Annotated in this window: 28 protein-coding genes, 2 rRNA genes and 1 riboswitch (1 of these 31 running past the window's edge); of the genes, 27 read left to right on the forward strand and 3 right to left on the reverse strand. The window is 46.4% G+C overall.

What is annotated here, in order from left to right:
* The 3 genes from MHH57_RS00055 to MHH57_RS00065 all read left to right on the forward strand — a co-directional run.
* Window positions 1-1,811: ribosomal RNA gene (locus tag MHH57_RS00055) — 23S ribosomal RNA — on the forward strand (it extends 1,139 nt beyond the left edge of the window).
* 151 nt (window positions 1,812-1,962) lie between these two features.
* A 5S ribosomal RNA gene (gene rrf, locus MHH57_RS00060) occupies window positions 1,963-2,079 on the forward strand.
* A 234-nt stretch (window positions 2,080-2,313) separates the two neighbouring features.
* A complete protein-coding gene (locus MHH57_RS00065; RefSeq protein WP_013308104.1) occupies window positions 2,314-2,733 on the forward strand; it encodes a hypothetical protein in 420 nt (139 codons plus the stop codon).
* 364 nt (window positions 2,734-3,097) lie between these two features.
* Here MHH57_RS00065 and MHH57_RS00070 read toward each other — a convergent pair whose 3' ends face one another.
* Window positions 3,098-3,625, reverse strand: coding sequence for a hypothetical protein (locus MHH57_RS00070; protein ID WP_029519392.1), 528 nt, complete (start codon window positions 3,623-3,625; stop codon window positions 3,098-3,100).
* Window positions 3,626-4,025: 400 nt separating this feature from the next.
* On the opposite strand from MHH57_RS00070, the gene MHH57_RS00075 reads away from it, so the two are divergent.
* The 10 genes from MHH57_RS00075 to rsmI all read left to right on the forward strand — a co-directional run bounded on the left by MHH57_RS00075 (window position 4,026) and on the right by rsmI (window position 11,957).
* Window positions 4,026-4,211 carry a sigma factor G inhibitor Gin gene (locus MHH57_RS00075; protein ID WP_023986422.1) on the forward strand — a complete coding sequence of 62 codons (186 nt, stop codon included), beginning with the start codon at window positions 4,026-4,028 and terminating at the stop codon, window positions 4,209-4,211.
* 143 nt (window positions 4,212-4,354) lie between these two features.
* Window positions 4,355-5,938, forward strand: a complete 1,584-nt coding sequence (locus MHH57_RS00080) for a DegT/DnrJ/EryC1/StrS family aminotransferase (RefSeq protein ID WP_341071446.1) — start codon at window positions 4,355-4,357, stop codon at window positions 5,936-5,938.
* A 103-nt stretch (window positions 5,939-6,041) separates the two neighbouring features.
* A complete protein-coding gene (tmk, locus tag MHH57_RS00085; RefSeq protein ID WP_029519390.1) occupies window positions 6,042-6,689 on the forward strand; it encodes a dTMP kinase in 648 nt (215 codons plus the stop codon).
* 74 nt (window positions 6,690-6,763) lie between these two features.
* Entirely contained in the window at window positions 6,764-7,093 is a 330-nt protein-coding gene (locus MHH57_RS00090) for a cyclic-di-AMP receptor (protein ID WP_007427998.1), read from the forward strand.
* A gap of 197 nt (window positions 7,094-7,290) precedes the next feature.
* Window positions 7,291-7,734 carry a YaaR family protein gene (locus MHH57_RS00095; RefSeq protein WP_013308108.1) on the forward strand — a complete coding sequence of 148 codons (444 nt, stop codon included), beginning with the start codon at window positions 7,291-7,293 and terminating at the stop codon, window positions 7,732-7,734.
* 161 nt (window positions 7,735-7,895) lie between these two features.
* Window positions 7,896-8,891, forward strand: a complete 996-nt coding sequence (gene holB, locus MHH57_RS00100) for a DNA polymerase III subunit delta' (protein WP_023986424.1) — start codon at window positions 7,896-7,898, stop codon at window positions 8,889-8,891.
* Between the two features lie 138 nt (window positions 8,892-9,029).
* The gene (locus MHH57_RS00105; protein WP_013308110.1) at window positions 9,030-9,830 is read left to right on the forward strand and encodes a stage 0 sporulation family protein; all 801 of its coding nucleotides are present in this window, start codon (window positions 9,030-9,032) and stop codon (window positions 9,828-9,830) included.
* A 27-nt stretch (window positions 9,831-9,857) separates the two neighbouring features.
* A complete protein-coding gene (gene yabA / locus MHH57_RS00110) occupies window positions 9,858-10,232 on the forward strand; it encodes a DNA replication initiation control protein YabA (RefSeq protein WP_025722558.1) in 375 nt (124 codons plus the stop codon).
* Between the two features lie 91 nt (window positions 10,233-10,323).
* On the forward strand, window positions 10,324-11,079 hold the full coding sequence (locus tag MHH57_RS00115) for a tRNA1(Val) (adenine(37)-N6)-methyltransferase (RefSeq protein WP_341071447.1): 756 nt from the start codon (window positions 10,324-10,326) through the stop codon (window positions 11,077-11,079).
* Window positions 11,076-11,957, forward strand: a complete 882-nt coding sequence (gene rsmI, locus MHH57_RS00120) for a 16S rRNA (cytidine(1402)-2'-O)-methyltransferase (RefSeq protein ID WP_029519388.1) — start codon at window positions 11,076-11,078, stop codon at window positions 11,955-11,957. Before MHH57_RS00115 ends, rsmI begins: the two co-directional genes overlap by 4 nt.
* Before the next feature lie 124 nt (window positions 11,958-12,081).
* On the opposite strand, the gene MHH57_RS00125 is transcribed toward rsmI, so the two are convergent.
* A complete protein-coding gene (locus MHH57_RS00125; protein ID WP_007428005.1) occupies window positions 12,082-12,336 on the reverse strand; it encodes an AbrB/MazE/SpoVT family DNA-binding domain-containing protein in 255 nt (84 codons plus the stop codon).
* Between the two features lie 331 nt (window positions 12,337-12,667).
* Between MHH57_RS00125 and MHH57_RS00130 the strand changes: the two genes are divergently transcribed.
* The 13 genes from MHH57_RS00130 (at window position 12,668) to MHH57_RS00190 (ending at window position 25,256) form a co-directional block, all read left to right on the forward strand.
* Window positions 12,668-13,951: an HD domain-containing protein gene (locus MHH57_RS00130; protein WP_341071448.1), complete on the forward strand. Its 1,284-nt coding sequence runs from the start codon at window positions 12,668-12,670 to the stop codon at window positions 13,949-13,951.
* 42 nt (window positions 13,952-13,993) lie between these two features.
* Entirely contained in the window at window positions 13,994-14,764 is a 771-nt protein-coding gene (locus tag MHH57_RS00135) for a TatD family hydrolase (protein ID WP_341071449.1), read from the forward strand.
* Window positions 14,765-14,965: 201 nt separating this feature from the next.
* Window positions 14,966-15,248, forward strand: a riboswitch (cyclic di-AMP (ydaO/yuaA leader).
* Between the two features lie 271 nt (window positions 15,249-15,519).
* Window positions 15,520-16,668: a 3D domain-containing protein gene (locus MHH57_RS00140; protein ID WP_029519383.1), complete on the forward strand. Its 1,149-nt coding sequence runs from the start codon at window positions 15,520-15,522 to the stop codon at window positions 16,666-16,668.
* A 146-nt stretch (window positions 16,669-16,814) separates the two neighbouring features.
* The gene (gene rnmV, locus MHH57_RS00145; RefSeq protein WP_013308117.1) at window positions 16,815-17,360 is read left to right on the forward strand and encodes a ribonuclease M5; all 546 of its coding nucleotides are present in this window, start codon (window positions 16,815-16,817) and stop codon (window positions 17,358-17,360) included.
* 7 nt (window positions 17,361-17,367) lie between these two features.
* Window positions 17,368-18,252 (forward strand): 16S rRNA (adenine(1518)-N(6)/adenine(1519)-N(6))-dimethyltransferase RsmA, encoded by an 885-nt coding sequence (gene rsmA / locus MHH57_RS00150; RefSeq protein ID WP_209950312.1) that lies wholly within the window; start codon window positions 17,368-17,370, stop codon window positions 18,250-18,252.
* A 55-nt stretch (window positions 18,253-18,307) separates the two neighbouring features.
* Window positions 18,308-19,204, forward strand: coding sequence for a sporulation peptidase YabG (gene yabG / locus MHH57_RS00155; RefSeq protein WP_023986432.1), 897 nt, complete (start codon window positions 18,308-18,310; stop codon window positions 19,202-19,204).
* A 201-nt stretch (window positions 19,205-19,405) separates the two neighbouring features.
* A complete protein-coding gene (locus tag MHH57_RS00160) occupies window positions 19,406-19,687 on the forward strand; it encodes a Veg family protein (RefSeq protein WP_013308120.1) in 282 nt (93 codons plus the stop codon).
* A 162-nt stretch (window positions 19,688-19,849) separates the two neighbouring features.
* Window positions 19,850-20,029 carry a small, acid-soluble spore protein, alpha/beta type gene (locus MHH57_RS00165; RefSeq protein WP_007428013.1) on the forward strand — a complete coding sequence of 60 codons (180 nt, stop codon included), beginning with the start codon at window positions 19,850-19,852 and terminating at the stop codon, window positions 20,027-20,029.
* 144 nt (window positions 20,030-20,173) lie between these two features.
* Window positions 20,174-21,028, forward strand: a complete 855-nt coding sequence (gene ispE / locus MHH57_RS00170; RefSeq protein ID WP_029519377.1) for a 4-(cytidine 5'-diphospho)-2-C-methyl-D-erythritol kinase — start codon at window positions 20,174-20,176, stop codon at window positions 21,026-21,028.
* A 181-nt stretch (window positions 21,029-21,209) separates the two neighbouring features.
* A complete protein-coding gene (purR, locus tag MHH57_RS00175; RefSeq protein WP_029519376.1) occupies window positions 21,210-22,037 on the forward strand; it encodes a pur operon repressor in 828 nt (275 codons plus the stop codon).
* A gap of 175 nt (window positions 22,038-22,212) precedes the next feature.
* Entirely contained in the window at window positions 22,213-22,500 is a 288-nt protein-coding gene (spoVG, locus tag MHH57_RS00180) for a septation regulator SpoVG (RefSeq protein ID WP_007428016.1), read from the forward strand.
* A gap of 345 nt (window positions 22,501-22,845) precedes the next feature.
* On the forward strand, window positions 22,846-24,243 hold the full coding sequence (glmU, locus tag MHH57_RS00185) for a bifunctional UDP-N-acetylglucosamine diphosphorylase/glucosamine-1-phosphate N-acetyltransferase GlmU (protein ID WP_342434689.1): 1,398 nt from the start codon (window positions 22,846-22,848) through the stop codon (window positions 24,241-24,243).
* Window positions 24,244-24,302: 59 nt separating this feature from the next.
* Window positions 24,303-25,256 carry a ribose-phosphate diphosphokinase gene (locus tag MHH57_RS00190; protein WP_013308125.1) on the forward strand — a complete coding sequence of 318 codons (954 nt, stop codon included), beginning with the start codon at window positions 24,303-24,305 and terminating at the stop codon, window positions 25,254-25,256.
* 67 nt (window positions 25,257-25,323) lie between these two features.
* On the opposite strand, the gene MHH57_RS00195 is transcribed toward MHH57_RS00190, so the two are convergent.
* Window positions 25,324-25,524 carry a hypothetical protein gene (locus MHH57_RS00195; protein WP_029519375.1) on the reverse strand — a complete coding sequence of 67 codons (201 nt, stop codon included), beginning with the start codon at window positions 25,522-25,524 and terminating at the stop codon, window positions 25,324-25,326.
* Between the two features lie 196 nt (window positions 25,525-25,720).
* On the opposite strand from MHH57_RS00195, the gene pth reads away from it, so the two are divergent.
* Window positions 25,721-26,281, forward strand: a complete 561-nt coding sequence (pth, locus tag MHH57_RS00200; RefSeq protein WP_029519374.1) for an aminoacyl-tRNA hydrolase — start codon at window positions 25,721-25,723, stop codon at window positions 26,279-26,281.
* The last annotated feature ends 10 nt before the right edge of the window (window positions 26,282-26,291 follow it).

Here is a 26,291-nt window from a genome sequence, read left to right on the forward strand (position 1 = left end):
GCAGCCACCATTGAAAGAGTGCGTAATAGCTCACTGGTCGAGTGACTCTGCGCCGAAAATGTAACGGGGCTAAACACACCACCGAAGCTATGGCTTGATGCAATGCATCAGGGGTAGGGGAGCGTTGAATGCGGGTTGAAGGTGTACCGTAAGGAGCGCTGGACTGCATTCAAGTGAGAATGCCGGTATGAGTAACGAAAAGATCTGTGAGAATCAGATCCGCCGAAAGCCTAAGGGTTCCTGAGGAAGGTTCGTCCGCTCAGGGTAAGTCGGGACCTAAGGCGAGGCCGATAGGCGTAGTCGAAGGACAACAGGTCGAAATTCCTGTACCACCGTAATCCGTTATGAGCGATGGGGTGACGCAGTAGGGTAGTGACGCGGACTGATGGATGTCCGTCTAAGCAGTGAGGCTGGTGTGTAGGCAAATCCGCACATCGTTAAGGCTGGGCTGTGATGGGGAGCGAAAATTATAGTAGCGAAGGTCATGATCTCAGACTGCCAAGAAAAGCCTCTAGCCAGGAGAAGGTGCCCGTACCGCAAACCGACACAGGTAGGCGAGAAGAGAATTCTAAGGCGCGCGGAAGAACTCTCGTTAAGGAACTCGGCAAAATGACCCCGTAACTTCGGGAGAAGGGGTGCCTCGGTAGGGTGAATAGCCCGAGGGGGCCGCAGTGAAAAGGCCCAAGCGACTGTTTAGCAAAAACACAGGTCTGTGCGAAGCCGCAAGGCGAAGTATACGGGCTGACGCCTGCCCGGTGCTGGAAGGTTAAGGGGAGTGGTAAGCCCTTCGGGGCGAAGCTATGAACCGAAGCCCCAGTAAACGGCGGCCGTAACTATAACGGTCCTAAGGTAGCGAAATTCCTTGTCAGGTAAATTCTGACCCGCACGAATGGCGTAACGACTTGGGCGCTGTCTCAACGAGAGATCCGGTGAAATTTTAATACCTGTGAAGATGCAGGTTACCCGCGACAAGACGGAAAGACCCCATGGAGCTTTACTGCAGCTTGATATTGAATTTGGGTACGATCTGTACAGGATAGGTGGGAGCCGTAGAATCTTGAGCGCCAGCTTGAGAGGAGGCATCCTTGGGATACCACCCTGATCGTATCTAGGTTCTAACTTGGTACCGTAATCCGGTGCGAGGACAGTGTCAGGTGGGCAGTTTGACTGGGGCGGTCGCCTCCTAAAGAGTAACGGAGGCGCCCCAAGGTTCCCTCAGAATGGTTGGAAATCATTCGAAGAGTGCAAAGGCAGAAGGGAGCTTGACTGCGAGACCTACAAGTCGAGCAGGGACGAAAGTCGGGCTTAGTGATCCGGTGGTACCGCATGGAAGGGCCATCGCTCAACGGATAAAAGCTACCCTGGGGATAACAGGCTTATCTCCCCCAAGAGTCCACATCGACGGGGAGGTTTGGCACCTCGATGTCGGCTCATCGCATCCTGGGGCTGAAGTAGGTCCCAAGGGTTGGGCTGTTCGCCCATTAAAGCGGTACGCGAGCTGGGTTCAGAACGTCGTGAGACAGTTCGGTCCCTATCTGTCGTGGGCGTAGGAAATTTGAGAGGAGCTGTCCTTAGTACGAGAGGACCGGGATGGACGTACCGCTGGTGTACCAGTTGTTCCGCCAGGAGCACCGCTGGGTAGCTATGTACGGAAGGGATAAGCGCTGAAAGCATCTAAGCGTGAAGCCCCCCTCAAGATGAGATTTCCCAATTAGTAAGACCCCTTGAAGACGACGAGGTAGATAGGTTGGGGGTGGAAGTGCAGTAATGCATGGAGCTGACCAATACTAATCGGTCGAGGGCTTATCCTAAGATAAGACGCAAATGAGTTTCGGATCCAGTTTTCAGGGTGTAACCTTGAAGGTATGTATAAGTGACATACGACAAGCGCATGGCTATTCATTCACACGATATGTGGTGAACCGAATAACCTTACGGAAGAATTTGCATAGCAAATTCATGTTTGGTGGCGATAGCGGAGGGGTTCCACACGTACCCATCCCGAACACGACCGTTAAGCCCTCCAGCGCCGATGGTACTTGGACCGCAGGGTCCTGGGAGAGTAGGACGTCGCCAAGCAACAGGTAAAGAGGATCATGATCTCAATGAGATCATGATCCTCTTTTGCATATATGTATATTTTAGAAATATCCTTACAAAAGGAAGGTAACATTTTTGTTACGGAATGTAAGAGTAAACCCTGTATAATATAGGTATTGGATCCCATACACACACGCTGCATTGTTGCAGAATTATGCAAACTCCATCATAGGATTTTTGTATAATCAATCAGGCTGGTAAGGAGGGAAGATCATGCGGCGAAATAAATGGCTTGCTCTATTGGTGCTATTCAGTGTCGCTGTCGCGATTCTTACCGGGTGCGTGGAAGAGGAGCCTTCTTGGACATCGTTTGAGGGTGCTGCCAACGAGAAGACGTTTCCGGTTCCCAAGGAAGCTAGTAAAACCGATCGGGCCAGCAGTAATTCGGACATGGACTATGTTCGCTATGCACTGCCAGCGTTGAAGGAAAGTGATAGTCTACCTGCTCCTTATCTAGAGGAGATTGCAGCTTGGGGCTGGACTGAGGAACCGAATCTATCCACCTCCAATCAGAAGGTGTTTCAGAAAAATAAACACATGGTGCATTTGTCTGTGCATGATGGTTCTTTTACTGTATTGGTTCCAAAAGACAGAAAGGCTGTTGTGAAGAGCAAAAGCGTGGATCTTAATTAGGAGTACGGTTTTCAACCGGTAAGCAGCATAGGACTTAATGTAGATCATATTTATAGTAAACTCATAGCGTATCGTATGCTGTGTATAATGATGAATGATGAGATTGGATGTGGGGAAGCACTCAGAACTGCCGTTGAGTAGGGAGTAGCTTCCTTTTATATATTTGCATGTTGAATAATTGCTCTACATTTAACGAGGATAAAGGTGAGGAAAAGTTTACTTGATAAGAGAATAAAGCGATTATGGTTGTTAAGTCGCAAAAAAAGGAGTAACCGATTGAGGTTGCTCCTTTTTGCTTCAGTCTAGATCGTTGTAGGTAGTTCAGATCCGGATTTTTTATCTGTACGGATATGAGTGGTTAGATTTACTGTTGATAATATGAGGCATCTTCATCGGTAAACTTCAACATGCCGTCTTTTCTCTCGCCCGTAAGCCGACTGAGGATGTATAGACGCGGTGCAATAAGCCATAGATGCCAGAAGAGTAAGGATACCGTAAAGGCTGGTGGAGACCAGAGAATGAATACGCCTGATAAGCAGATACCGATCCAGAGGGTATGTATGTGCACACGACGAAAGATGCTATAGCCTATGTACTGGTCTGTCATATAGCCTAGCCATGGTAACTTACGGTGGAATGCCCAGCGTTTGCGGAAGGATGCTCCGCCACCGATGTATAGGACAGATCGTGAGATTACGAAGTGTACCCATAAGGTAAGGAAAAAGGCAAGAGCAAACAAAAACACGCTAGTCCAGGAAAAGGCAAGAAGCAGAAAGAGAAGCATAATAATAGGCAGTGAAATATGACTCCATACTAGTTGACGCGGTATACTGATTTTTTTAATGAGCTTGTAGTGATAGTAGGTAGCTTTGGTTCCGGTTTCCTCTGTCATGCGAACAGTCCTTTCATTAATCTACTGCATCACAAGTGGCTTCCCGTCCACAGCCGGAAAAAGGGACGGTACTTCGCTCATGCCGCTTTAAATAAGCATTTAATCGTTTTTGTAGAAATACAGAATGATCGACATCCAGTGTTAGCTAGCCTACTCTATAATTACTGGAAAAGCTATCACTGATGAAGTGTTCAAGGCTCCGATGAAAGGGTATCCATACATAAGAGCTTTTTCTTATTATATCGGCATAGACGGCTGTTTTTTAAACATACGGGGTACAAACACCATAATGGCCCAGGAGGAATATATATAGAGTATATCGTCAAACTGAGCTATGAAAAGGTTTAAAATAGTAGAAAGTGCCCCATACTAATAGTAAAAGAAACAAGGTGGGATGGATATGCATGATCAAGGCGGCCACCGCTGTATTATATGCGGACAGCACAAGCATGAAGGCATTTTTATCGTTTCCGAGTTTATCTGTGATACGTGTGAAGCTGAAATGGTACACACGGATGCAACTGATGCCAAATATCATTTTTTTATTGATCAACTAAAGCAAATCTGGGTACAGAAAAATGCATAATATCCTTTGCTAATTAGTCTTTGAAGGATTGGCATTCAAGGTCTGTCGATACGGGCCTTTTTTTCTGTGAGTAAAAGTAGGATTCCGCTTGATTTTACGATAAAATAAGGTAGATATAAAGCTTTGTTTGGAAGGATTGCAGAATGATGGGGAAAAAGGCGGTACACGCACCATTAATGGAAGCCCTAATACGTTACCGGACTCAGGGCAATGCTTCTTTCCATGTGCCCGGTCATAAAAATGGACAAGTATATGAGCATGAAAATATTGCATCTCTGTTGCAAGAAGTGATGTCTATTGATGCGACAGAAATTACTGGACTGGATGATTTGCATCACCCAGAAGATGTGATTCGTGAAGGGCAAGAGCTGGCTGCAAAGTGTTTTGGTGCTGAAGAGAGCTTTTGGCTAATTGGAGGAAGCACGGTCGGTAATTTGGCTATGATTTTAACTGTATGTACGGAGCCGGGAGATCTACTGCTGGTACAGAGAAATGTACACAAATCTGTCCTGAACGGTCTCATGCTGTCAGGGGCTAATGCGGTATTCCTGGATCCGGAAATAGATACACTGAGCGGATTGGCGGTTGCCCCAACGACGGATACAATAAAGGCTGCACTGAAGACATATCCTTCGGCAAAAGGGGTGTTACTTACACTACCTAATTACTATGGGATGGGACATGACCTAACGGCAACGGCTAAGGTCTGTCATGCAGCCCATGTGCCGCTATTGGTAGATGAGGCCCACGGTGCCCATTATGGGCTGCATCCTCGTTTGCCAGCCTCTGCGCTATCCTGCGGGGCTGATGTAGTCGTCCAATCGACACATAAAATGCTCCCAGCCATGACCATGGGGGCCATGTTACATGTGCAGGGAAAGAGAATTCATCGGGAACTACTTCGTCAGCGACTGGCGATGGTGCAAAGCTCTAGCCCTTCTTATCCGTTAATGGCTTCATTGGATTTGGCAAGATGGTATATAGAGGCGTATGGAGCAGATGCCTTTACCATGGGCTTAGCGGCAGTAGATGCTTTTAGAAAGGGCCTGGAGCAGCTCCCGCGCTTTCGCTTGTTAGAATCTACACAGCAGGCACTAGAGGGGGAATACGCTCACAGGGGAACCTCTGAGGTCCTAGAAAGGGCTGAGGAGGGAATAAGCAGATATTCAACCCAGGATCCCTTTAAATTGGTGCTGTATGATACATGGGGTATACTGGATGGATTTGAACTCAAGCACGAATTGGAGACTTACGGATGTGTTCCAGAGATGAGCGACGAAAAACATGTTGTTTTATTGTTTACGTTAGGCTCTACGGCTAAGGATGCGAGTCACCTGTTGCAGGCTCTTGTGCATATAAATAATGATATAAGATTTAAGGAGACGGCTGGTGAGCCGGGGCCAACGGAAAAAGAGCAGCAAAGACTCGAATTAGATTTTTCCACGTGGAACAATGATAGAATGAAGGGGTACTCTTTTCCGGTGCCGTTTGGGCTTCGACCGATTAGCCCCGATCAGATGGAGACGGTGCCTGTAGAGGAATGCGCTGGCAGGGTAGCGGCCGAAATGATTATCCCGTATCCTCCAGGTATTCCACTGCTATATGCAGGAGAAACGATCACAGAAGCGATTGCACTGCGGATGGGTCGTCTACGTAAGCTGGGAGCCAAATGGCACGGGGTAGCAGATGAAAGTATGCTTACAATTCGGGTATTCCGTTTACAATAAAGATTAGATACTAGAGACTTAACAAATACAGAAGACTGAATAAAAGAAGCATACGTAGCCTGTGGGTGACTTTTATTTTTCAGACAGGAAAGCAGGGAATAACATGAATCGCAAAGGCATTTTTATTACACTGGAGGGGGGAGACGGCTCCGGTAAAACAACTATGATTCAACGGCTGGCGAAGTTTATGGAGGAAGAAGGCTATCCAGTCATCACGACAAGGGAGCCGGGTGGCATCGAAATTTCCGAAAAGATTCGTTCTATCATTTTGGACCCTGCTCATACCAGTATGGATGCTCGAACAGAGGCACTTTTATACGCGGCGGCACGGCGTCAGCATTTGGTGGAGAAGGTAAAGCCGGCTATTGAACAGGGAGCTATCGTATTATGTGATCGTTTTGTGGATAGTAGCTTAGTCTATCAAGGATTTGCAAGAGGAATCGGAATTGAAGAGGTAGCTTCAATTAATCGCTTTGCGGTAGATGATTGGGAGCCGGATGTCACATTTTATCTGGATATTGAGCCCGAACTGGGATTGGCAAGAATTAGTGCGTCACGAGGAGCAGAAATGGACCGCCTCGACATGGAGAGTATATCGTTTCACCATAAGGTGCGAGAGGCATATTTGGAGTTGGCTCGCAAATTTCCGGAGCGAATTACAATTGTTGATGCATCTCCGGCGCCAGAGCAGGTGGAGCAAGTATTGAAGGATTTGCTGAAAACACGGTTTGCTCAGAATTTTAGCATATAATTGTCGAAGGATATACGGTAAAATTGAGCTAGGGACAAGGTTGTCTCTAATATGACTTGAAGGAGGAATACAGGATGAAGCTGATTATTGCGATTGTACAGGATAAGGACAGTAATAGATTATCCAGCGGACTGGTGAAAGCTAATTTCCGTGCTACCAAATTGGCGAGCACAGGAGGATTTCTGCGTGCAGGTAATACGACATTTATGATCGGTGTTGATGACAATCAGGTGGACTCATTAATGAACGTCATTCGCAGCAGTTGCAAGGTTCGTGAACAGCTGGTCACACCCGTTACCCCTATGAGCGGGACGACGGACTCCTATTTACCGTTGCCTGTTGAAGTGCAGGTGGGTGGAGCGACGGTATTCGTGATGCCTGTAGACCGTTTCGAGCATTTCTGAATCTACACAATAGGGCCTATTCTGCCGATATGATAGGGGAATCGCCTGTATCTTCCTGCATGATGGGAATGAGGGCAGATCTACTAAAACGGCAGCGCTACAGCGCAGTCCCCGGAAAGCCGAAGAAACCCTGAGTTCTAGGTTGAACTGTTCATGAAGGGGGAAAGTGGAAGCATCCGGGGAGAAAGCAGGTTTATATGAAAATAAATCCGGGCTATCGCCCTTTACAAAGTACATTGTCTACAAATGAAATGAGTGCAAAGCCAATTCAGCCCAAGAGCTTCTCCGACGTTATGCAGCAAAATGGTGAGCAAGCTTCGCAGGAGGAATTGAATCGGCGCTTTAAGGAAATACAAATGCAGGGAGATCGTCTTGCACGTTCAATGACGATTCGTGAGCTGAAGGCCTATAAGATGCTGGTTAAACGGTTTTTGGAAGATACCGTTCGGCGAGGCGTGTCCATGAAGGACACGAAGGGCTGGGATCGCCGGGGACGCAGCAAACGTTATAAGCTGATTGATGAAGTGGATGAGCTGTTGCTCAAAATGGCAGATGAACTGCTCGAAACCGAGCAAGGCAAGATTGAGCTTTTGCAAGGGGTCGGTGAGATCAGAGGATTGCTAATTAATCTCTCATTTTAATGCAGACTTATGTTATAAATGAATACAGACGGGCTATTGCCACGAAGAAATAATCTGCTTGCTGATCATGCTGGCAGATTATTTTTGACTATGTACATGCCTGGAAGAACAACGATTTGCCGATGGATCACAGTTGTTTTCAGTGGAGAAAGTGAGGAAATATGTCTTTTCAACATATAATGGGCCAGGATGTAGCCAAAAAAATGCTGCAAAGTGCACTACGGAATCATACGGTCAACCATGCCTATGTTTTTAGCGGGCCGCCGGGAAGCGGGCAGATGAACATGGCGCAGATCTTTGCTAAGGCTTTATTTTGTGAGCGACAGACGGACGATGCATGTGGGGAGTGTTTGTCATGCCGCAAGGTAGAGCACGGGAATCATCCAGATTTGCATATTGTAGAGCCGGATGGAGCTACGATTAAAATTGATCAGATTCGCGGGCTTCAACGTATATTTTCTTACAAATCTGAAAGCTCCAATCCGAAGGTATATATCATCCGACAGGCGGATACCATGACAGTGCAAGCTGCTAATAGCTTACTTAAATTTCTGGAGGAGCCCCAAATTCCAGTGGTCGGTATACTCATTTCTGAAAATGGACAGGCGTTGCTGCCTACGATTCAATCACGGACGCAGCAGGTTCCTTTCCACGCTTTACAGCCGGAGGTGATGATGCAGGCATTAATTGGGGAAGGCTATACGGCAGGGCTTGTCCGGTCGGTCGTTCATATTGCTTCAGGACTGGAATCATGTAGAGAAATTCTCCAGCAGAATTGGTTTGCAGAAATTAGAAACGTAGTGTTACAATTAGTGAAGGAGTCCATGAGTCGGGGGAGCTCGTCTATTATTCTGGCTCAACAGAAGATTTTTAAAACTGGACTTTCTGAACACCTGGATATTCTGTTTCATCTGTTTCATTTGTGGTTTAAGGATATGCTTCATTTCCGTTACGGAAGGCACGAAAGCATTGTTTTCATAGATCATTTGGAGTCCGTCTCCAAATTGGCAATCACCCGCAGCACGGAACAATGGGTCTCTTATATGGATTTGGCCGCGAATTGCAGGAAGAAGCTCCGTTTTCACGTCAACGGGCAGTTATGCGTGGAGCAGCTTCTGATTGGGTTGTCCGATACAAGCGGTTCTATCACCGGCTAACAGGAAGGCGCGCTTGTTCCACTCTGCACAATCCGCGACGCCAGGTTCCCGGTTTGTGCGACAGTGAGACTTCAATTGCGGCCATTCGTACAATGTCGGCTTCAAATGAGGTTTAGTGGCATACAAGGGGGTTAATTTTTGTATAGTGTAGTGGGTGTCCGTTTCAAGAAGGCGGGCAAGACTTATTATTTTGATCCGCTGGATCTTCCAGTGGAGAAAGAAAACTGTGTCATTGTAGAGACCGCGCGCGGTATTGAATATGGCAAGGTTGTAGTGGGCAAAAAAGAGGTAAATGATTCGGATGTTGTCCTGCCCTTAAAAAAAGTCATTCGTATTGCTGGGGATGATGACGCTCTTGTGGTAGAAGAGAATAAATTAGCGGCCAAGGATGCATTCGGCACGTGTTTAAATAAAATTAAAGACCATGGCCTTAAAATGAAATTGGTAGATGTAGAATTTACATTTGACCGCAATAAGATCATTTTTTATTTTACGGCAGAGGGTCGAGTAGATTTTCGAGAGCTTGTAAAGGACTTGGCCAGTATTTTTCGTACACGGATCGAGCTGCGGCAGATCGGCGTACGGGATGAGGCTAAAATGCTTGGCGGAATTGGACCTTGTGGACGTATTCTGTGTTGCTCCTCATGGCTGGGGGATTTTGAGCCGGTATCTATTAAGATGGCGAAGGATCAGAGTTTGTCGCTGAATCCGACGAAGATTTCCGGGTTGTGCGGGAGATTGATGTGCTGTCTCAAGTTTGAACATGATAACTACGAAAGTATGCGAGAAGAGCTACCTCAGGTGGGTAAGATGGTTATCACCTCTTTGGGGGAAGGTAAAGTCGTAGGTGTGAATGCAGGTCATCGCACGGTGCATGTTCAACTGTTTGAGATCAGTAAGGTCAAGGAACTTCCAATGGACGATGTAGTCGTCAAGTAAACCATTAGGTTGCTTCGGGGTGGAAACTTGGATAAATTAAATGTTTTTGCGCGTATTCACGAAATGGAAACCCAAATGGGACAGTTGCATAGCGATCTGGGTGAATTGAAACTGGCAGTTAAAGAGCTGCTGGAGGAAAATCAACGACTAACGATTGAAAACGAACAGGTGCGCAAGATGCTCAAACGTGAAACCTCTGGAGAAGAAAAGACGGCAAACAAGCCGAAGCTTCCTCCTCCGATCGTCATTAAGGATGAAGGGCAAACGGGTGAGGTCGTGGGCGAAGGCTACGACAATCTAGCAAGGCTGTATCATGAAGGATTTCATATATGCAACGTGTATTACGGACATTTGCGAACGGAAGGCGATTGCCTCTTCTGTCTGTCATTTTTGAATAAATAAAAACAAGCCGTAGGAGCAAGATGCCTACGGCTTTTTTTGTAGGGAAGTATGAGTGAAAAGCGACTTTGGTTATAAAAGATGGGAGAGCACTATGGAGGAAAAAGAAAAGAAGTCTGAACGAATTGATGATCTGCTTTCACATAATTTGCGCATTATCCAGAGTGATGAAGTATTCAGCTTCTCGATGGATGCGGTCTTGCTGGCACGTTTTGCTGGTATTCCGCAGCGTGGAAAGATTCTGGATCTGTGTACAGGCAATGGGGTTGTCCCCCTGCTGCTAACGACACGAACAAAAGCGTCTATTGAAGGAATTGAGATTCAACCACGCTTGGCAGATATGGCTAGACGCAGTGTCAGCTTGAATGGATTAGAAGCAGCAATTCAGATTCGGGAAGGGGACCTGCGTGAGCTGGTTCACATCACGGGACATGGTGTTTATGATGCGATTACCGTGAATCCCCCCTATATGCCGCTAAATGGTAGCGATATCAAGCTGAATCCTCACCAGGCAATTGCCCGTCATGAAGTGAACTGCACACTGGAAGAAGTCATTCAGGCATCCACCCGGCTTGTCCGTAATGGGGGAAAAGTATCCATGGTTCATCGCCCGCAGCGGCTGGGCGAGATTATAACCTTGATGCGTAAACATAGTTTGGAACCCAAAAGAATACGTTTTGTTCACCCACGAGTTCATATGGAAGCCAATATGGTACTGGTTGAAGCATTACGTGACGGTAAACCCGAGGTTCGTTTGTTGCCTCCGCTCATTGTATATCAGGAAAGTGGGAATTATACTCAGGAGATAAGAGATATCTATGGAGAAGTAAGCAAGGGGGATTCTGTGTGAAAGCAGCTGTACAAAAAAGCTTTAGTAACAGCGAAGAAGAACGGGGAAAGTTGTATCTTGTTGCAACACCCATTGGGAATCTGGAAGATATGACCTTTAGGGCAATTAACACCTTAAAGTCGTGTAGTATTATCGCTGCCGAAGATACGCGGCAGACACGTAAACTGCTCACTCATTTCGAAATCACACCGGATATGCTCTTTAGTTATCATGAACATAATAAGGTTGCCAGTGGGCCTGAACTGATACGTTACATAATAGAAGGGAAAAACTTGGCGCTGGTTAGCGATGCAGGTCTACCGGCCATTTCTGACCCTGGTTCGGATCTGGTCAAGCTGGCACTGGAAGCGGGAATTAGCGTCATCCCCATCCCAGGAGCGAATGCGGCACTATCTGCTTTAATTGCCTCAGGACTGGATACAGAAAGGTTCACCTTCGCTGGTTTTCCACCACGGGAGAAAAAGGACCTGGAGAAGCTGTTGCTATCGTTTCAGGTATCTCACGGCACAATTATTTTTTATGAATCGCCTCATCGTATTGTGAAGACATTGATGGTGTTGAAGGAAACATTAGGTTCACGCAAAGTGGTGCTTGCGCGTGAGCTGACCAAGCTGCATGAGGAATGGGTACGAGGAACCGTGGAGCAATGCCTTGCTAAACTAGAGGAAAATCCACCGATTGGTGAGTATTGTCTAGTGGTTGAAGGAAAAGACGAAGAGGAAGAAGAACAGGAACGTCAGGCATGGTGGCAGTCCTTATCTTTGGAGTCCCACGTCGCACATTACGAGCAAGAGGGACTTACACGCAAGGACGCAATGAAGCGTACAGCCACAGATCGTGCAATCTCCAAGAGAGATGTTTACAACGCACTCTTATGAATATCTGCCTAAACAAAAAAGGGCCTTCCAACGGTTGGGTTCAAACCGTGGAAGGCAACAAGGAGTGTATATGAAAAAGGTTAGAATTAACAATATCTGATAAGTCTATTATATACTAAAATTCTCAGTTTGTCACAGGTGTTGGGATTTCAGAAATGCAATCTTGGCAAACAATTTTCCCTTTGAAGTAAATTACGTTCTCAGCATTACCGCAGAAGATACAAGCAGGCTCGTATTTTTTAAGCATGATGCGTTCGCCATCAACATAAATTTCCAACGCGTCTTTTTCCCCGATTCCCAGGGTACGGCGCAATTCGATTGGAATAACAACACGTCCGAGCTCGTCGACTTTTCTTACAATACCAGTGGATTTCATCATAATAAATCAGGCTCCTCTCGCCGTTTAAAATAATATAAGTGTCATGATTCGACAAAATTTTCTCTTTTCTGATATTTACTATACCAACGATTCCCAAAACAGTCAACCTAAAAAATGTAGTAACAGTCTGATTATGCAAAAGTATTTAGATTAAAGAGCTTTACTCATGTGCATTGCCTTATCTTATTGATGATTTATTCAATTTGTCGATTTGGAAATGTCGAAAAACTATAATTCGACATATTACGACAAAGAATGTCGAATGAGGGAAATGCTTTAGGATTTTATTGTATTTTAATCCATTATTCCGAATATTAAAGGAGCTGATATCTTGCACCAGCCACTCAGTGAAGAAAAAGTATTTAAAGACCCGGTACATAATTACATTCATGTTCAGGATACTGTGATATGGCGGTTGATCAACACGCCGGAGTTCCAACGTTTACGCCGCATACGGCAGTTAGGCACATCGTATCTTACGTTTCATGGAGCGGAGCATAGCCGTTTTTCACATTCATTGGGCGTATATGAGATTACGAGAAGTATTATTTCTCAATTTGAACGTGGAGATTTCCCAGATTGGCCGAAAGAGGAAAGGTTGGTTGCTCTGTGTGCAGCTCTATTGCATGATGTGGGGCATGGCCCATTTTCACATTCAATTGAGGAAGCCTTTCATATGAACCATGAGGATTGGACATGCCGCATTGTACTGGGAGACACGAAGATCAACGCCGTGCTACGGCAAGTCGACGAGAAGCTTCCACAAAAGGTGGCTGCAGTTATAGCCAAAACGTATGATAAGCCGATTGTTGTTAACTTGGTGACCAGTCCGCTAGATGCCGATCGTATGGATTATTTGTTGCGGGATGCTCATTCGACAGGTGTCAACTACGGCACGATTGATTTGGATCGTATTTTACGACTGTTGCGTCCTCATAATGGGAGAATTGTTGTGAAGGAATCAGGCATGCATGCAGTAGAGGATTATTTAATGTCACGCTATCAGATGTATTGGCAAATTTATTTTCATCCTGTAACACGCAGCTCGGAGATCCTTTTACGTAAAATTTTCAAGCGAGCAAAGGAATTGTTTAAAAACGGATATGAGTTTAGTTTTCTGCTGGACCCGCTGCCGGATCTGTTGAAAGGAGAGCTTACAGTAGAGCAATATCTAATGCTCGATGAGTCATTAATTCAGACCGTATTTAGCCAGTGGAAACGAGAAAAAGACGAAATTTTAAGTGATTTGAGCAGCCGCTTTATGGACCGTAGATTGTATAAATATGTAGAGATTGAAAATATGGATACAGATACCATTGACAGTATTCGGAAAGCTTTGGAAGAGGCTGGTTTGCACCCTGAATATGATTTTGAAATTGATTTTCCGACGGATCTTCCTTATGATGTGTTTCGGCAGGGTGGCTCGACGGACAACCAGATTTTACTGCTTGGACGTCAGGGCGAGGTGAGTGAAATTTCCGAAGTTTCGGAAATTGTGCGCTCCATAAGTGGTATCCACCGAGGAAAATATCATATGTATTTTCCCCAGAATAAATTGAACGCGGTAAAAGACAGGCTTCCTGCCGAAATAAGGAATTATTTTGTCAAAGAATAGACAACTATATAGAAATGTAAGTAAAAAAAGGAGATGTAAACCTTGGATTTATTCGACACTCATACTCACTTGGATGCGCCACAATTTGACGAAGATCGTGAAGAAGTTATAGCACGTGCTGTCGAATCAGGAGTAACGCGGATGATCAATATCGGATTTAATCGTGAGACCATTCCATCCACCATGAAATTGGCCGAGACGTATGATTTTATTTATGCGGCAGTTGGATGGCACCCACAGGATGCGATTACAATGCAAGAGGGCGATTTAGAATGGATTGCATCGTTATGTAGTCATAAGAAGGTCGTAGCCATCGGAGAGATCGGTCTGGATTATTATTGGGATACATCACCGAAGGATATTCAGCATCGGGTGTTTCGAAATCAAATTGGTCTGGCTCGTGAGCTCAAAATGCCCATTGTTATTCATAACCGGGATGCCCATGAAGATATTGTTAGGATTTTGCGTGAGGAAAAAGCGAGTGAGATTGGCGGAGTCATGCACTCCTTTTCTGGGAGCTGGGAGACAGCCCAAATGGTGCTGGATATGGGATTTCACCTTTCCTTCGGTGGTCCAATAACGTTTAAAAATGCCAAGCAGCCAAAAGAGGTGCTCGCACAGGTGCCACTGGACCGTCTGCTCATTGAAACGGACGCGCCCTACCTGACGCCGCATCCGTTTCGCGGGAAGCGAAATGAGTCTGCGCATGTGAGACTGGTAGCAGAGGCTGCAGCCCAAATCAAGGGGATTACAGTGGAGGAATTAGTGTCAATAACGACCCAAAATGCCTTGGAACGATTTGACATTCAATAAAAAAGCGAAGAAATCGATCAAAATAAAGAGATAGACGAAGCTAATCATGAATTTGTTGCAGGAAACTCGAGAATATTACAATATTTTAACCGAATATTTTGAAAAATGTACTTGAAACCTGCTTTACAACATGCATGGAAACAGGATATCATCTTTTCAGTGAATTGTTGTTTGAATGTAAACATCAACAAGTCATTTCATGAACCAGTCTCGCTGAGTCCCTTTTACAGGGAACGGGGGAACCGATATGGCTTACAGTACGTCCGGCTTATGTGCAAGAAGGGAACGTCTCTTCCGCCAGCCGGCTCGACCTAAATTCTTTTCCCAGATGGGATTGAACAGGTAGAGGAGCCGTATTTCGATTTCTTTCTGGGTCTTCGGGGTGAATGTGAAGGCGACCGCCATGAGCGGTTGACCCAAGCTAGGGCGACTCTCTACGTCCGAACCCGACAGCTAACCCCGTAAGCGTAACAAGAGAGAAGCCATCTCGTGCATGAGTTTTCCCGCATATTCACACATGCCGGAAGCCACGAAAGAGCTCTCTAGTCTCTTTCTTTGGCTTTTTTTGTTGTGAATAAAAGAAAATCTGTCATCATACTGTGGTTAAACAGGGGAGGACAGCATGCCGCGAAGACGGGTACATGGTGCAGGACAGTCGCAGTTTGGGCTTGTCTTGTAGAAAATCTGTTATAGTCACGTCAAATCTCAACTATGTCTTACTCCAGACGGCGGGCTATGTAAGGAGGACGGAGGAAATGGGCATTTTCCAAAAAGAGGAGACCCATGAGTCACGCTCATCCAGCATGTCTTACGTATTGCGTTGGAAGCAAGAGAATGTGCGCCAGGCTGCTTTGGTTGCTATTTTTCTAATCGCGCTAACGATTATGATTTCAATTCTGATGTACACGCAATCTAAAAAACAAGTCTTTTTTGTCATTGATGGCAAGGCATCTGCGGTAGAAACCCGGGAATCCAAGCTTCAAGATTTGCTGAGCGAGCATTCCATTTCACTTCAGCCGCATGATACAATTTCTATGCCGCTAAATGGAGCAGTACAGGATGGGGACCGCGTAGTCATTAAACGTGCCAATCAAGTTAAAGTATCTTCAGGCAATGAGACGAAAAAGCTGTACACAACAGAAAATACAGTAGAAGGTGCCATTCGTACCTCGGGCTATAAATTATCGTCAACGGATAAAGTTTATCCTGCGTTGGATGCCTCTGTTTCGTCTAACATGGACATAAAAATCGTCCGTGTGAAGAAACAGCAGGTCGAACAGAAAAAACAGGTGCCTTATCAGGTCATCAAAACGGCCGATCCAAGTCTTTATAAAGGCGATAATCGGGTCATTCAAAGCGGCAAATCGGGTGTGGTAGTCCAGCACGTTCAAAAGGTATATCATGATGGAAAGTTGGTATCCAAACAGCTGGTTAACAAGGAAGTTGCACAGAACCGTGTGGATAAGGTTATTGCGGTAGGAACGAAGAAAAAGCCGGTCGTTCTTGCTGCTTCCGTCGGTCCCAATGATGCGGTTAAGACAACAACGGTTAGTTCGGGCAGTGCTGTCCGTAAAGCAGGCGTCAATTTTAAATATAGCAAAGTTTTACAAAATGTCTCCATGACGGCGTATTCCTCACAGGAGCCAGGTATCGGTACACGTACTGCATCCGGCACGCGCGTGACGGAAGGTCGTACCATCGCTGTCGATCCGAGTATAATTCCAATCGGCTGGTGGGTGTATATCGAAGGGGTGGGCTTCCGCCGTGCGGAGGATACCGGTGGCGCGATTAAAGGCCACAAAATCGATGTGTATTATGAGAGTTTGAGCCGAGCCAACCAATTTGGTCGTAAGCACGGTAAAACCGTATATGTTATCGGACCGGTAAAGCCTGAAATCAACTAAAACAGGTTGTGTATGTTGAGGGCAATGCGATAGTATTAACAACATAGTTATGCCATGCTAAGAAGAGGATATCCTCTTCTTATTTTGTTTTCAAAAGCAGGGAAAGATAAATATAGCTTGCTGTGTAGCAGTGGAGGGAAATGCAAATGATCAAGGAAGTGATCGTGGTAGAGGGCCGGGATGATACGGTGGCCATTCGCCGCGCTGTTGAAGCGGATACGATAGAAACTGGCGGCTCAGCCATTAATAAAATGACGCTGCGTAAAATTGCATTGGCGCAGGAGCGGCGGGGGGTCATCATTTTAACCGATCCCGATCATGCAGGGGAGCGCATCCGTAAGATTATCGCTTCCAAGGTACCCGGCTGCAAGCAGGCCTTTATACCCGAGGCAGAAGCGACGCGCAAAGGAGATATTGGTGTGGAGAATGCCTCACCGGAAGCGATCAGACACGCTCTCGCACGGGTTCATACGACAGTAGAAGGCGCCGACCCGCTGATTGAGTGGGCGGACCTGATTGATGCTGGACTTATCACCCACCCCAATGCTGCTGCACGCCGTATGGCCTTAGGGAATGTGCTGGGTATTGGTTATTGTAACGGAAAGCAGCTACATAAACGGCTCTCTGTATTTCAGATCAGCCGCGAGGAATTTGCCGGAGCGCTGGCACAAATTGAAAGTGAAGGATTGTGATATCCGTATGACAGGAATTCAAGATATAGCAACACCGCGGCGTACAAAGGAAATTATTCAACGGCACGGTTTTTCGTTCAAAAAGAGTTTGGGACAAAATTTCCTGATTGATCAAAATATTCTCAATAAGATTGTGAATGCTGCCGGATTGGATGAGACGAAGGGCGCACTTGAGATTGGTCCTGGGATTGGCGCTTTGACCGAGAAGCTGGCGCAATCGGCCAAGGTAGTTACCGCTGTTGAGATTGACCAGCGGCTACTGCCAATTCTCGAAGAAGTGTTGGCCCCTTATGAGCATGTGAAGGTACGTCATGGAGACGTGCTGAAGCTGGATTTACGCGAGGTGTTTGCAGCTGATTTTGCAGACGTGAGTAAAGTAAGTGTCGTGGCTAATCTGCCGTATTACGTTACTACACCGATTCTGATGAGGCTACTGGAGGACAAGCTTCCTTTGGAGAATATCGTCGTTATGATCCAAAAAGAAGTGGCTGAGCGTATGGCTGCGTCTCCTGGAACGAAGGATTACGGTAGCCTGAGCATTGCAGTACAATATTACAGCGAACCTGAATTGGTCTGTATTGTACCGAATACAGTATTTATTCCCCAGCCAAATGTGGAGTCTGCAGTCATTCGGTTGCGTGTACGGGAAGCCCCTCCGGTGGAAGTGGTGGATGAGAAGCACTTCTTTGAAGTGGTTCATGCTGCTTTTGCCCAGCGTCGTAAAACGATTTCCAATAACTTAAAAAGCCGATTCTTCACCAAAGAGAACAGGGACACGCTGGAGCCGCTGTTGCAACAAGCTGGTATTGAACCCTCCCGTCGAGGAGAAACGCTAAGTATTGAGGAATTTGCGCGTCTCAGTGCTGTTCTGGTGGAAGCAGGTATATCCTAAGCTGGAACCAAACTGTGCATTCACCCATACGATATACGAGGGGTGATACAGTGTGATGAGTTTAGGAGACTTGGTCGTTCGGAAATCGTACGGCGGAGATGTCACGTTTCGCGTTGAGGACATCCAGCGGGATAAAGCGATCATTAAGGGAATAGAATTTCGGTTGCTGGCCGATTCCCCGGTGAACGATCTGGTCAGAGTGCCTGCAGACCAGATTAGCGGTAAGACTCAGCAGGCTCACATTAAGGCTGGTGAGTCTCTTAATCTGTTGCAACGGGCACGCCAGCAGCAAGCTGCTCGTAGTCAGGCAGCTCTGGTTGGGGACTGGAGTGATCCAGTCGAGTCAACGTATTTTGAAATGCCGGGAAAGGTTCTTCATCTGGATGGAGATCCCGGCTATTTGAAAAAATGTCTCAGTTTATATGAACAGCTCCGTGTTCCTGCAGAGGGACATCACGTTCATGAATCGGCAATGGCGGATACGTTGTACCGGCTGCTTCCCCGTATCCGTCCGGATATTGTAGTGATTACCGGACATGATGGCGTGCTAAAGCAGCCACAGCCTTACGATTTGTACAGCTTGAAAAGTTATAAAAATTCGCAAAATTTTGTGGCGGCAATTCAGGTAGCAAGACAATATGAACGTCATCTGGATTCGCTGACCATTGTAGCGGGGGCGTGCCAGTCCCATTTTGAGGCGCTGCTGCGTGCGGGAGCGAACTTCGCCAGCTCACCAGGGCGTATCCTGATTCACGCGCTGGACCCCGTTTACGTGGCTGCCAAGGCGGCTTTTACTTCGATCCGTGATACGGTGAATATGGGGGACCTGTTTCACCAGACAATCAGCGGCAGTCGCGGAGTGGGTGGAATTGAAACCAGAGGAAGCTATCGCATCGGCCTGCCGAAGCTTGAAAATTTGTCAACGCTTAAAGTAACGCCTTCTGCAATCTAGGATTCAAATGTGCCAATAGGATTGACTTGAACAAAAAGCCTCTGCTTTCAGAGGCTTTTTGTCATTTTTTATATAAATTATTCCTGTTCGCAAAAAATTAAATTGACAACTTATTTTTCGTGTTGTTATAATATTTAGCTCGATTTGACAATCCCTCTAAAATTCGTTATAATGGACAAGGAAAGAGGTGGTCGTTAGGCAATGGCTAAAAATACGCTGTTGGAAATCAAACGCAGTCTCGACGCACATGTAGGGCAAAAAATTTTGCTGCGGGCTAACGGCGGACGCCGTAAGACCGTCGAACGAACTGGTGTCTTGGAAGAAACGTACCCTTCTGTTTTTATCGTCAAGCTGGATCAGGAGCAACAGACGTTTAAACGTGTCTCCTACAGCTATGCTGACATCCTTACCGAGTCGGTGGAAGTCAGCGTATATGATCCCGACTCCCATACAAGTGTAGTCGAATATTTTGAAACACCTTAATTCATTTCGTGATTTATACCAGCTTTGCAGGTTTAACGACGGCTTCGTCATTTCAAATGACGGGGCCGTTTTGTATATACAGAGCAGGATGAAGCATGACATCTCTGCACATACTAAGCCGGGAATGATCTTCCTTATTCCATTGCCGAAGGAGGCGTATGTATGAGCCGAAGAAGACGGAGTGTCATGTCGGAGGAGCTAAAGTACGAGCTGGCCAAAGATCTTGGATTTTACGACACGGTCAAGGAAGAAGGCTGGGGAGGCATTAAAGCCAAGGATGCGGGCAATATGGTCAAGCGGGCCATCCAGCTTGCTGAGCAGGCTGCTTCTCGCAAATCGTAGCCATCGGTGGTGCTGATGAAAAGCGGGGATATCCGGGATTAGACCGGGTCATCTCCGCTTTTTTGAACCTCATGACTTGACACGCTGAGTCTGATATAATATGTTAAGCTGTCTTGAGGGAAAAGTTGAAGGTGGGTGAACGCCTTGAAAATATATGAAAAAGCACCGGCGAAAATCAATTTAATGCTTGATGTTCTACGTAAACGGGACGATGGTTATCACGAGGTCGAAATGATTATGACCATGGTCGATCTGTCTGACCGATTGACGATGTCTGAGTTACCGCGTGATACCATTATTATTTCAAGTCAAGCCGGGTACATACCATTGGATGAAAAGAATTTGGCTTTTCAGGCTGCGCGTCTGATCAAAGAACGTTATAACGTGTCTACGGGCGTCCACATCCATCTGGATAAGCATATCCCGGTGGCAGCAGGGTTGGCGGGTGGAAGTAGTGATGCTGCCGCAGCGCTGCGTGGACTGAACAAGCTATGGAAGCTTGGTATCTCGGATGCCGAATTAAGGGTGCTGGGTGCGGAGCTGGGCTCAGATGTACCTTTCTGTATTACAGGGGGTACAGCTTTAGCGAGTGGACGCGGAGAACTGCTCAAGCCACTTCCGAATCCGCCACAATGCTGGGTGATCCTTGCGAAGCCGCCGATTAATGTATCGACGGCTGAAGTGTACGGTCGTGTCAAAGCGGATCAGATTACGCACCACCCGTCTGCACGCCAGATGGAGCATGCGATCCGTAACGCTTCTTTTACCGATGTATGCAACGCACTGGGGAATGTACTGGAGGATGTAACACTAAAGCTGTATCCAGAGGTAGAGCATCTTAAAAACTCCATGATCCGCTTAGGAGCAGACGGTGTGCTGATGTCAGGTAGTGGACCTACGGTGTTCGGACTAGTATCGAAGGAAGCCAAAGTGCCACGGATTTACAATGGACTAAGAGGGTTTTGTAAAGATGTGTACGCAGTACGACTTTTGACCTGATTTTAGATATTTCTTTCTTATTATAGTGGCAATTGTTGTACAAATACGTACGAAGATGATATATTTACTATTAAATATTCGGATTTCACTATATCACTTACATTCCGCCAGCAACCGGCCAGTCCGCCGGTGCTTTACTGTACGAAGCGGGCGGCAGGAGAATAGATCGCGAGGAATTGTTGTGAAAAAACTTAAAAGAAGCTCACGATTGGTGGAAATGACGCAATTTTTATTGTCACGGCCGCATACGCTGGTGCCTCTTACTCATTTTGCGGATCGCTACGGGGCAGCTAAGTCGTCCATAAGCGAGGATCTGGCCATCATCAAGGAAGTATTTGAGGATGAAGGTACTGGCGAGCTTCTGACGCTGGCGGGAGCGGCAGGGGGCGTGAAACTGATCCCGAGGCTTTCCAAGCAGCATGCGCTTGCGTTTGCGAACGACCTGTGTGCGCAACTGGAGCAGCCTGACCGCATATTACCGGGAGGGTACCTGTATTTGTCCGATTTGCTGGGCCAACCTGCGATGATGAACGAAGCTGGTAAAATATTCGCGACCGCCTTTGCCAATCGTCAGATTGATGTGGTTATGACGGTGGAGACCAAGGGTATTCCACTTGCCTATGCAACCGGAGCACAGCTGAATTTGCCAGTCGTTCTCGTACGGCGTGATCATCAGGTAACAGAAGGCTCGGCTGTAAGCATTAATTATGTTTCAGGATCACAAAAGAGCCTGCATACGATGTCATTATCCAGACGTGCGATGCGTGAGAAATCGCGTGTGCTTATCGTAGATGATTTTATGAAGGCCGGTGGCACGATTCAGGGGATGGTCGACTTGCTGGCTGAGTTTAATGCTGAGGTGGCCGGTGTAGGTGTGCTGGTAGAATCGGGCGAGGTGGAGAACGAAGAGCGCCTGCTGCACGATTATATTTCACTGGCGAATCTGACCGCAGTCGATTCTCGAAGCAAGCAAATTACGGTCAAGCTGGGCAATTATTTTGATGAGTGAACAGGGCTGTAAATTGTCACAATCCATCATAAAATACCTAAATATGTCGAAAAGAAATCTTTTCAAAAAAATTACCTGAATTTAGGATACGAATTGCCGAAAAAAAGAAGGATTTCGAACTGCTGTGTGGAATGTATACACCAAGTCCTATTTGGAAAAAGGTGGTGAAACACACATGCAGATTACGGATGTTAGACTCCGCCGAGTGAACTCAGAAGGAAGAATGAAGGCGATTGCATCCATTACGATTGATAACGAGTTCGTTGTTCATGACATCCGAGTTATCGACGGTAATAACGGGATGTTCGTAGCTATGCCAAGCAAACGAACTCCAGACGGAGAGTTTCGCGATATCGCTCACCCGATATCTTCAGGAACCCGTGAGAAGATCCAAGCTGCTGTATTGACTGAGTACGAACGTGCGGCTGTGGATGAAGAAGTTGCTATTGAAGAAGGCGCTTAATTCGCCTAAAGCAGGATTGGGGAACAAAAGAAAAAGAGAGCCACTAACTGTGGCTCTCTTTTCTTTTTGTCTGGAATGAGATATATTCTTTAGTGAGTTAACAGTCAGTTTTAAGGCAACTTGGAGCCATCCGGGCTGCCGAAGCGGCTTTTTCATAAGACAGGGACTAGGCAGCGATGCGTCCCGGGGATGAATGTCCAGCACAAGCTGGCCTGAAAAAATAGCCATTAACCAAAGGTTCGCCGTTATTTTTCAGGAGGATTGTGAAAAGTTAAGCAAAATCTGATCTGGGAATTAACGTTTTAGCCAAGGGGTAACTGTTATTTTCAGGATAGGAGGTTGGACTTGTTGGAAAGGTTGGCAGTCATTCTTGCCGCAGGGCAGGGAAAACGTATGAAATCCAAATTATATAAAGTTCTGCATCCGGTGTGCGGAAAACCGATGGTTGGGCATGTGCTCGACACGGTTCGTGAAATCGGTGTGTCCCGAAGTGTAGTCGTCGTGGGTCATGGAGCAGAGGCGGTACAGTCTTATTTGGGACCGACGGCAGAATATGCGCTTCAGGCAGAGCAGTTGGGAACGGGCCATGCTGTTAAGCAAGCCAAGGACTTGCTCGGTCAGGAAAAAGGTACAACCATTGTCATTTGTGGGGATACTCCTTTGATCACAGCGGAGACGCTGGAAGGCTTGGTGCAATTGCACGAGAGCCGTGGGGCAGCTGCGACGATTTTGACCGCTGAGTTGGACGACCCGAAAGGATATGGACGAGTTATCCGTGATGCTTCCGGGGCCGTGCTCAAGATCGTGGAACAGAAAGATTGTTCACCTGAGGAAGATGCTGTCCGGGAGATCAATACGGGAACGTACTGCTTTGACAATGCCAAGCTGTTTGCAGCGCTGGACAAGGTAACGAACACCAATGCACAGCAGGAATATTATCTGACAGATGTCATTGGTATTTTGCATGGTGAAGGTGAACAGGTTGAGGCGTATTTGACAGATGATGTGTCTGAATCCATCGGTGTTAACGACAGAGTCGCTTTGTCGGTAGCTGAGGGCTATATGCGTGAGCGCATCGTTCGCAAGCATATGCTAAATGGTGTCACTGTCATTGATCCGTCTTCTACCTATATCGGGAGCGAGGTTGTTATTGGTTCCGATACGGTACTGTACCCGAACACATGGCTGCATGGTCAAACACAAATCGGAGAAGATTGTGTGATTGGTCCGCAGGCTGAGATTCAGAATACGATTATCCATTCAGGCGCAACGGTAAAACATTCGGTGTTGAACGAAGCGGAAGTGGGAAGCAGTACATCTGTGGGGCCGTTTGCTTATCTGCGTCCAGGCGCGAAGCTTGGCGAACATGTGAAAATTGGTGACTTTGTTGAGGTGAAAAATGCGACCATTGGAGATCATTCCAAGGTGTCTCATTTGAGCTATGTCGGTGATGCCAAGGTGGGTACAAATGTAAATATTGGCTGCGGGGCAATAACGGTCAATTATGATGGATATAATAAATCCATTACAGAAATTGAAGACGATGCCTTTATTGGTAGCAACGTGAATCTGATCGCCCCGATTAAGATTGGAAAAGGTGCTTATGTTGTAGCAGGCTCCACTGTAACACATGCTGTCCCTGATAACGATCTGGCCATTGCCAGACCACGTCAAGAGAACAAAGTCGGATATGCGGACAAAATCCGCGCACGTGCCAAAGCGAAGAAGAAAAGATCGGAATGACCTTAATCAGCAAGCTGTTGAATCTGTAATGAATGAACCAGCACGGAGGGTTTCTATTAATGACTTATTGCGATTCCAAACTCAAAATATTTACTTGTAACTCCAATCCGAAGTTAGCCCACCAGATTGCGGACTACATCGGCATCCCAATGGGGGAATCCCATACCACATCGTTTAGTGACGGTGAAATCCAGGTTAAGCTGTCGGAAAGCGTACGCGGCTGCCATGTGTATATTGTGCAGTCAACTTGTCTGCCGGTTAACGACAACTTGATGGAGTTATTGGTTATGATTGATGCACTTAAACGCGCTTCCGCCAAAAGTATCAATGTCGTTATGCCATATTACGGTTACGCTCGTCAGGATCGTAAAGCTCGTTCACGCGATCCGATTACAGCGAAACTTGTCGCTAACTTGATTGAAAAGGCGGGGGCTCACCGCGTAATCAGTATGGATTTGCATGCGATGCAGATTCAGGGATTCTTTGATATTCCAGTGGATCATATGCTGGGAGCACCAATTCTGGCCCAATATTTCCGTTCCAAGCAAATTGAGAACCCGATTGTCGTTTCACCCGATCATGGCGGGGTTGTTCGTGCGCGCAAGCTGGCGGACTTCCTGAGTGCGCCGCTCGCTATTATTGATAAGCGTCGTCCAGAGCCAAATGTCAGTGAAGTGATGAACATCATCGGGAACATTGAGGGTAAAACGGCTATTTTAATTGATGATATCATTGATACAGCCGGAACGATTGTATTAGGTGCAAATGCGCTTAAAGAAGGCGGCGTAAAAGATGTGTATGCGTGTTGTACACATGCCGTATTGTCTGGTCCTGCGATGGAAAGACTGGAGAATTCGCCATTAAAAGAGGTGGTTGTGACGGATACGATCCCGATCGTTCACCCGAATCCGACAAGCAAGCTGAAGGTATTGTCTGTGGCTCCATTAATGGGAGAAGCTATCATCCGTGTGCATGAAGAATTGTCGATCAGCAAACTGTTTGAAATCGAATAAGCGCTGGCTCATTAAAAAGGGGTTGCCTTTTCCATGTGGAAAAGGTAACCCCTATCAGCATGTCAGGCTAAAAGCCTGGGCGAGATATGAATGTGAAACGTTGACGATTGTATAGTGTGTCCTCTATTTCGACGAAATGCTCATTAAAACGCGCAACGATGCCAATCTGGATATGTACATTCCCGTCATAAACCTGGACAGGAACGGAATGTTTTAAATGATATAGAAAATGGCTGTCATATAAGAGGATATCACCTTGATTGAGCATACCGGCACGCACCTTCCTATTCATAACAGGATTTTGCAAAATTCGATTCCAGTCGCTCCAAAGTGCAATATATAGACGAACTAGACCATTTCGATCTATATATTGTTCATTGAAAGTCGCTTATTAGATTTTTGCAAAATCCTCAATACAACTATTTTACCAAAAAATCCAGACTGTGAAAGAGGGTGTCAAGGTTATGAAGTGGATTGTAGGATTGGGTAACCCCGGTCCCCAATACGAGAAAACGAGACATAATGTCGGATTTATGGCATTGGATGCTCTTGCCTCGCGTCATAACATCCAGATTAACCAAAGCAAATGCAAGGCGTTGATTGGAGAGGGCCACATTGGTGGCGTGAAAACTGTACTGATTAAGCCAATGACCTATATGAATCTATCAGGCGAGTCTCTACGTGCTTATATGGACTATTATAAGGCCGATATGGAAGATCTGGTTGTCGTGTACGATGACCTGGATACAGAAGTCGGTAAAATAAGATTGCGTTATCAAGGTAGCGCAGGCGGCCATAACGGCATTAAATCGATCATTCAACATACCGGCACGCAGTCCTTCAATCGGATTCGCATGGGCATTTCCCGCCCGGAGCCTGGACATGCTATTGTCGATTATGTTCTAGGTACCTTTCCAAAGAAGGAAAAAGAATTGTTGGCCGGAATGATCGAGGACACGTGCAACGCCTTAGAATACAGCTTGAGTCATCCGTTTGAACGGACGATGGCTGAATTCAACAAGTAAGTTTAGACGT

Origin of the sequence: Paenibacillus sp. FSL H7-0442 (assembly GCF_038593105.1) — a bacterium.
Lineage (GTDB): Bacteria > Bacillota > Bacilli > Paenibacillales > Paenibacillaceae > Paenibacillus > Paenibacillus polymyxa_D.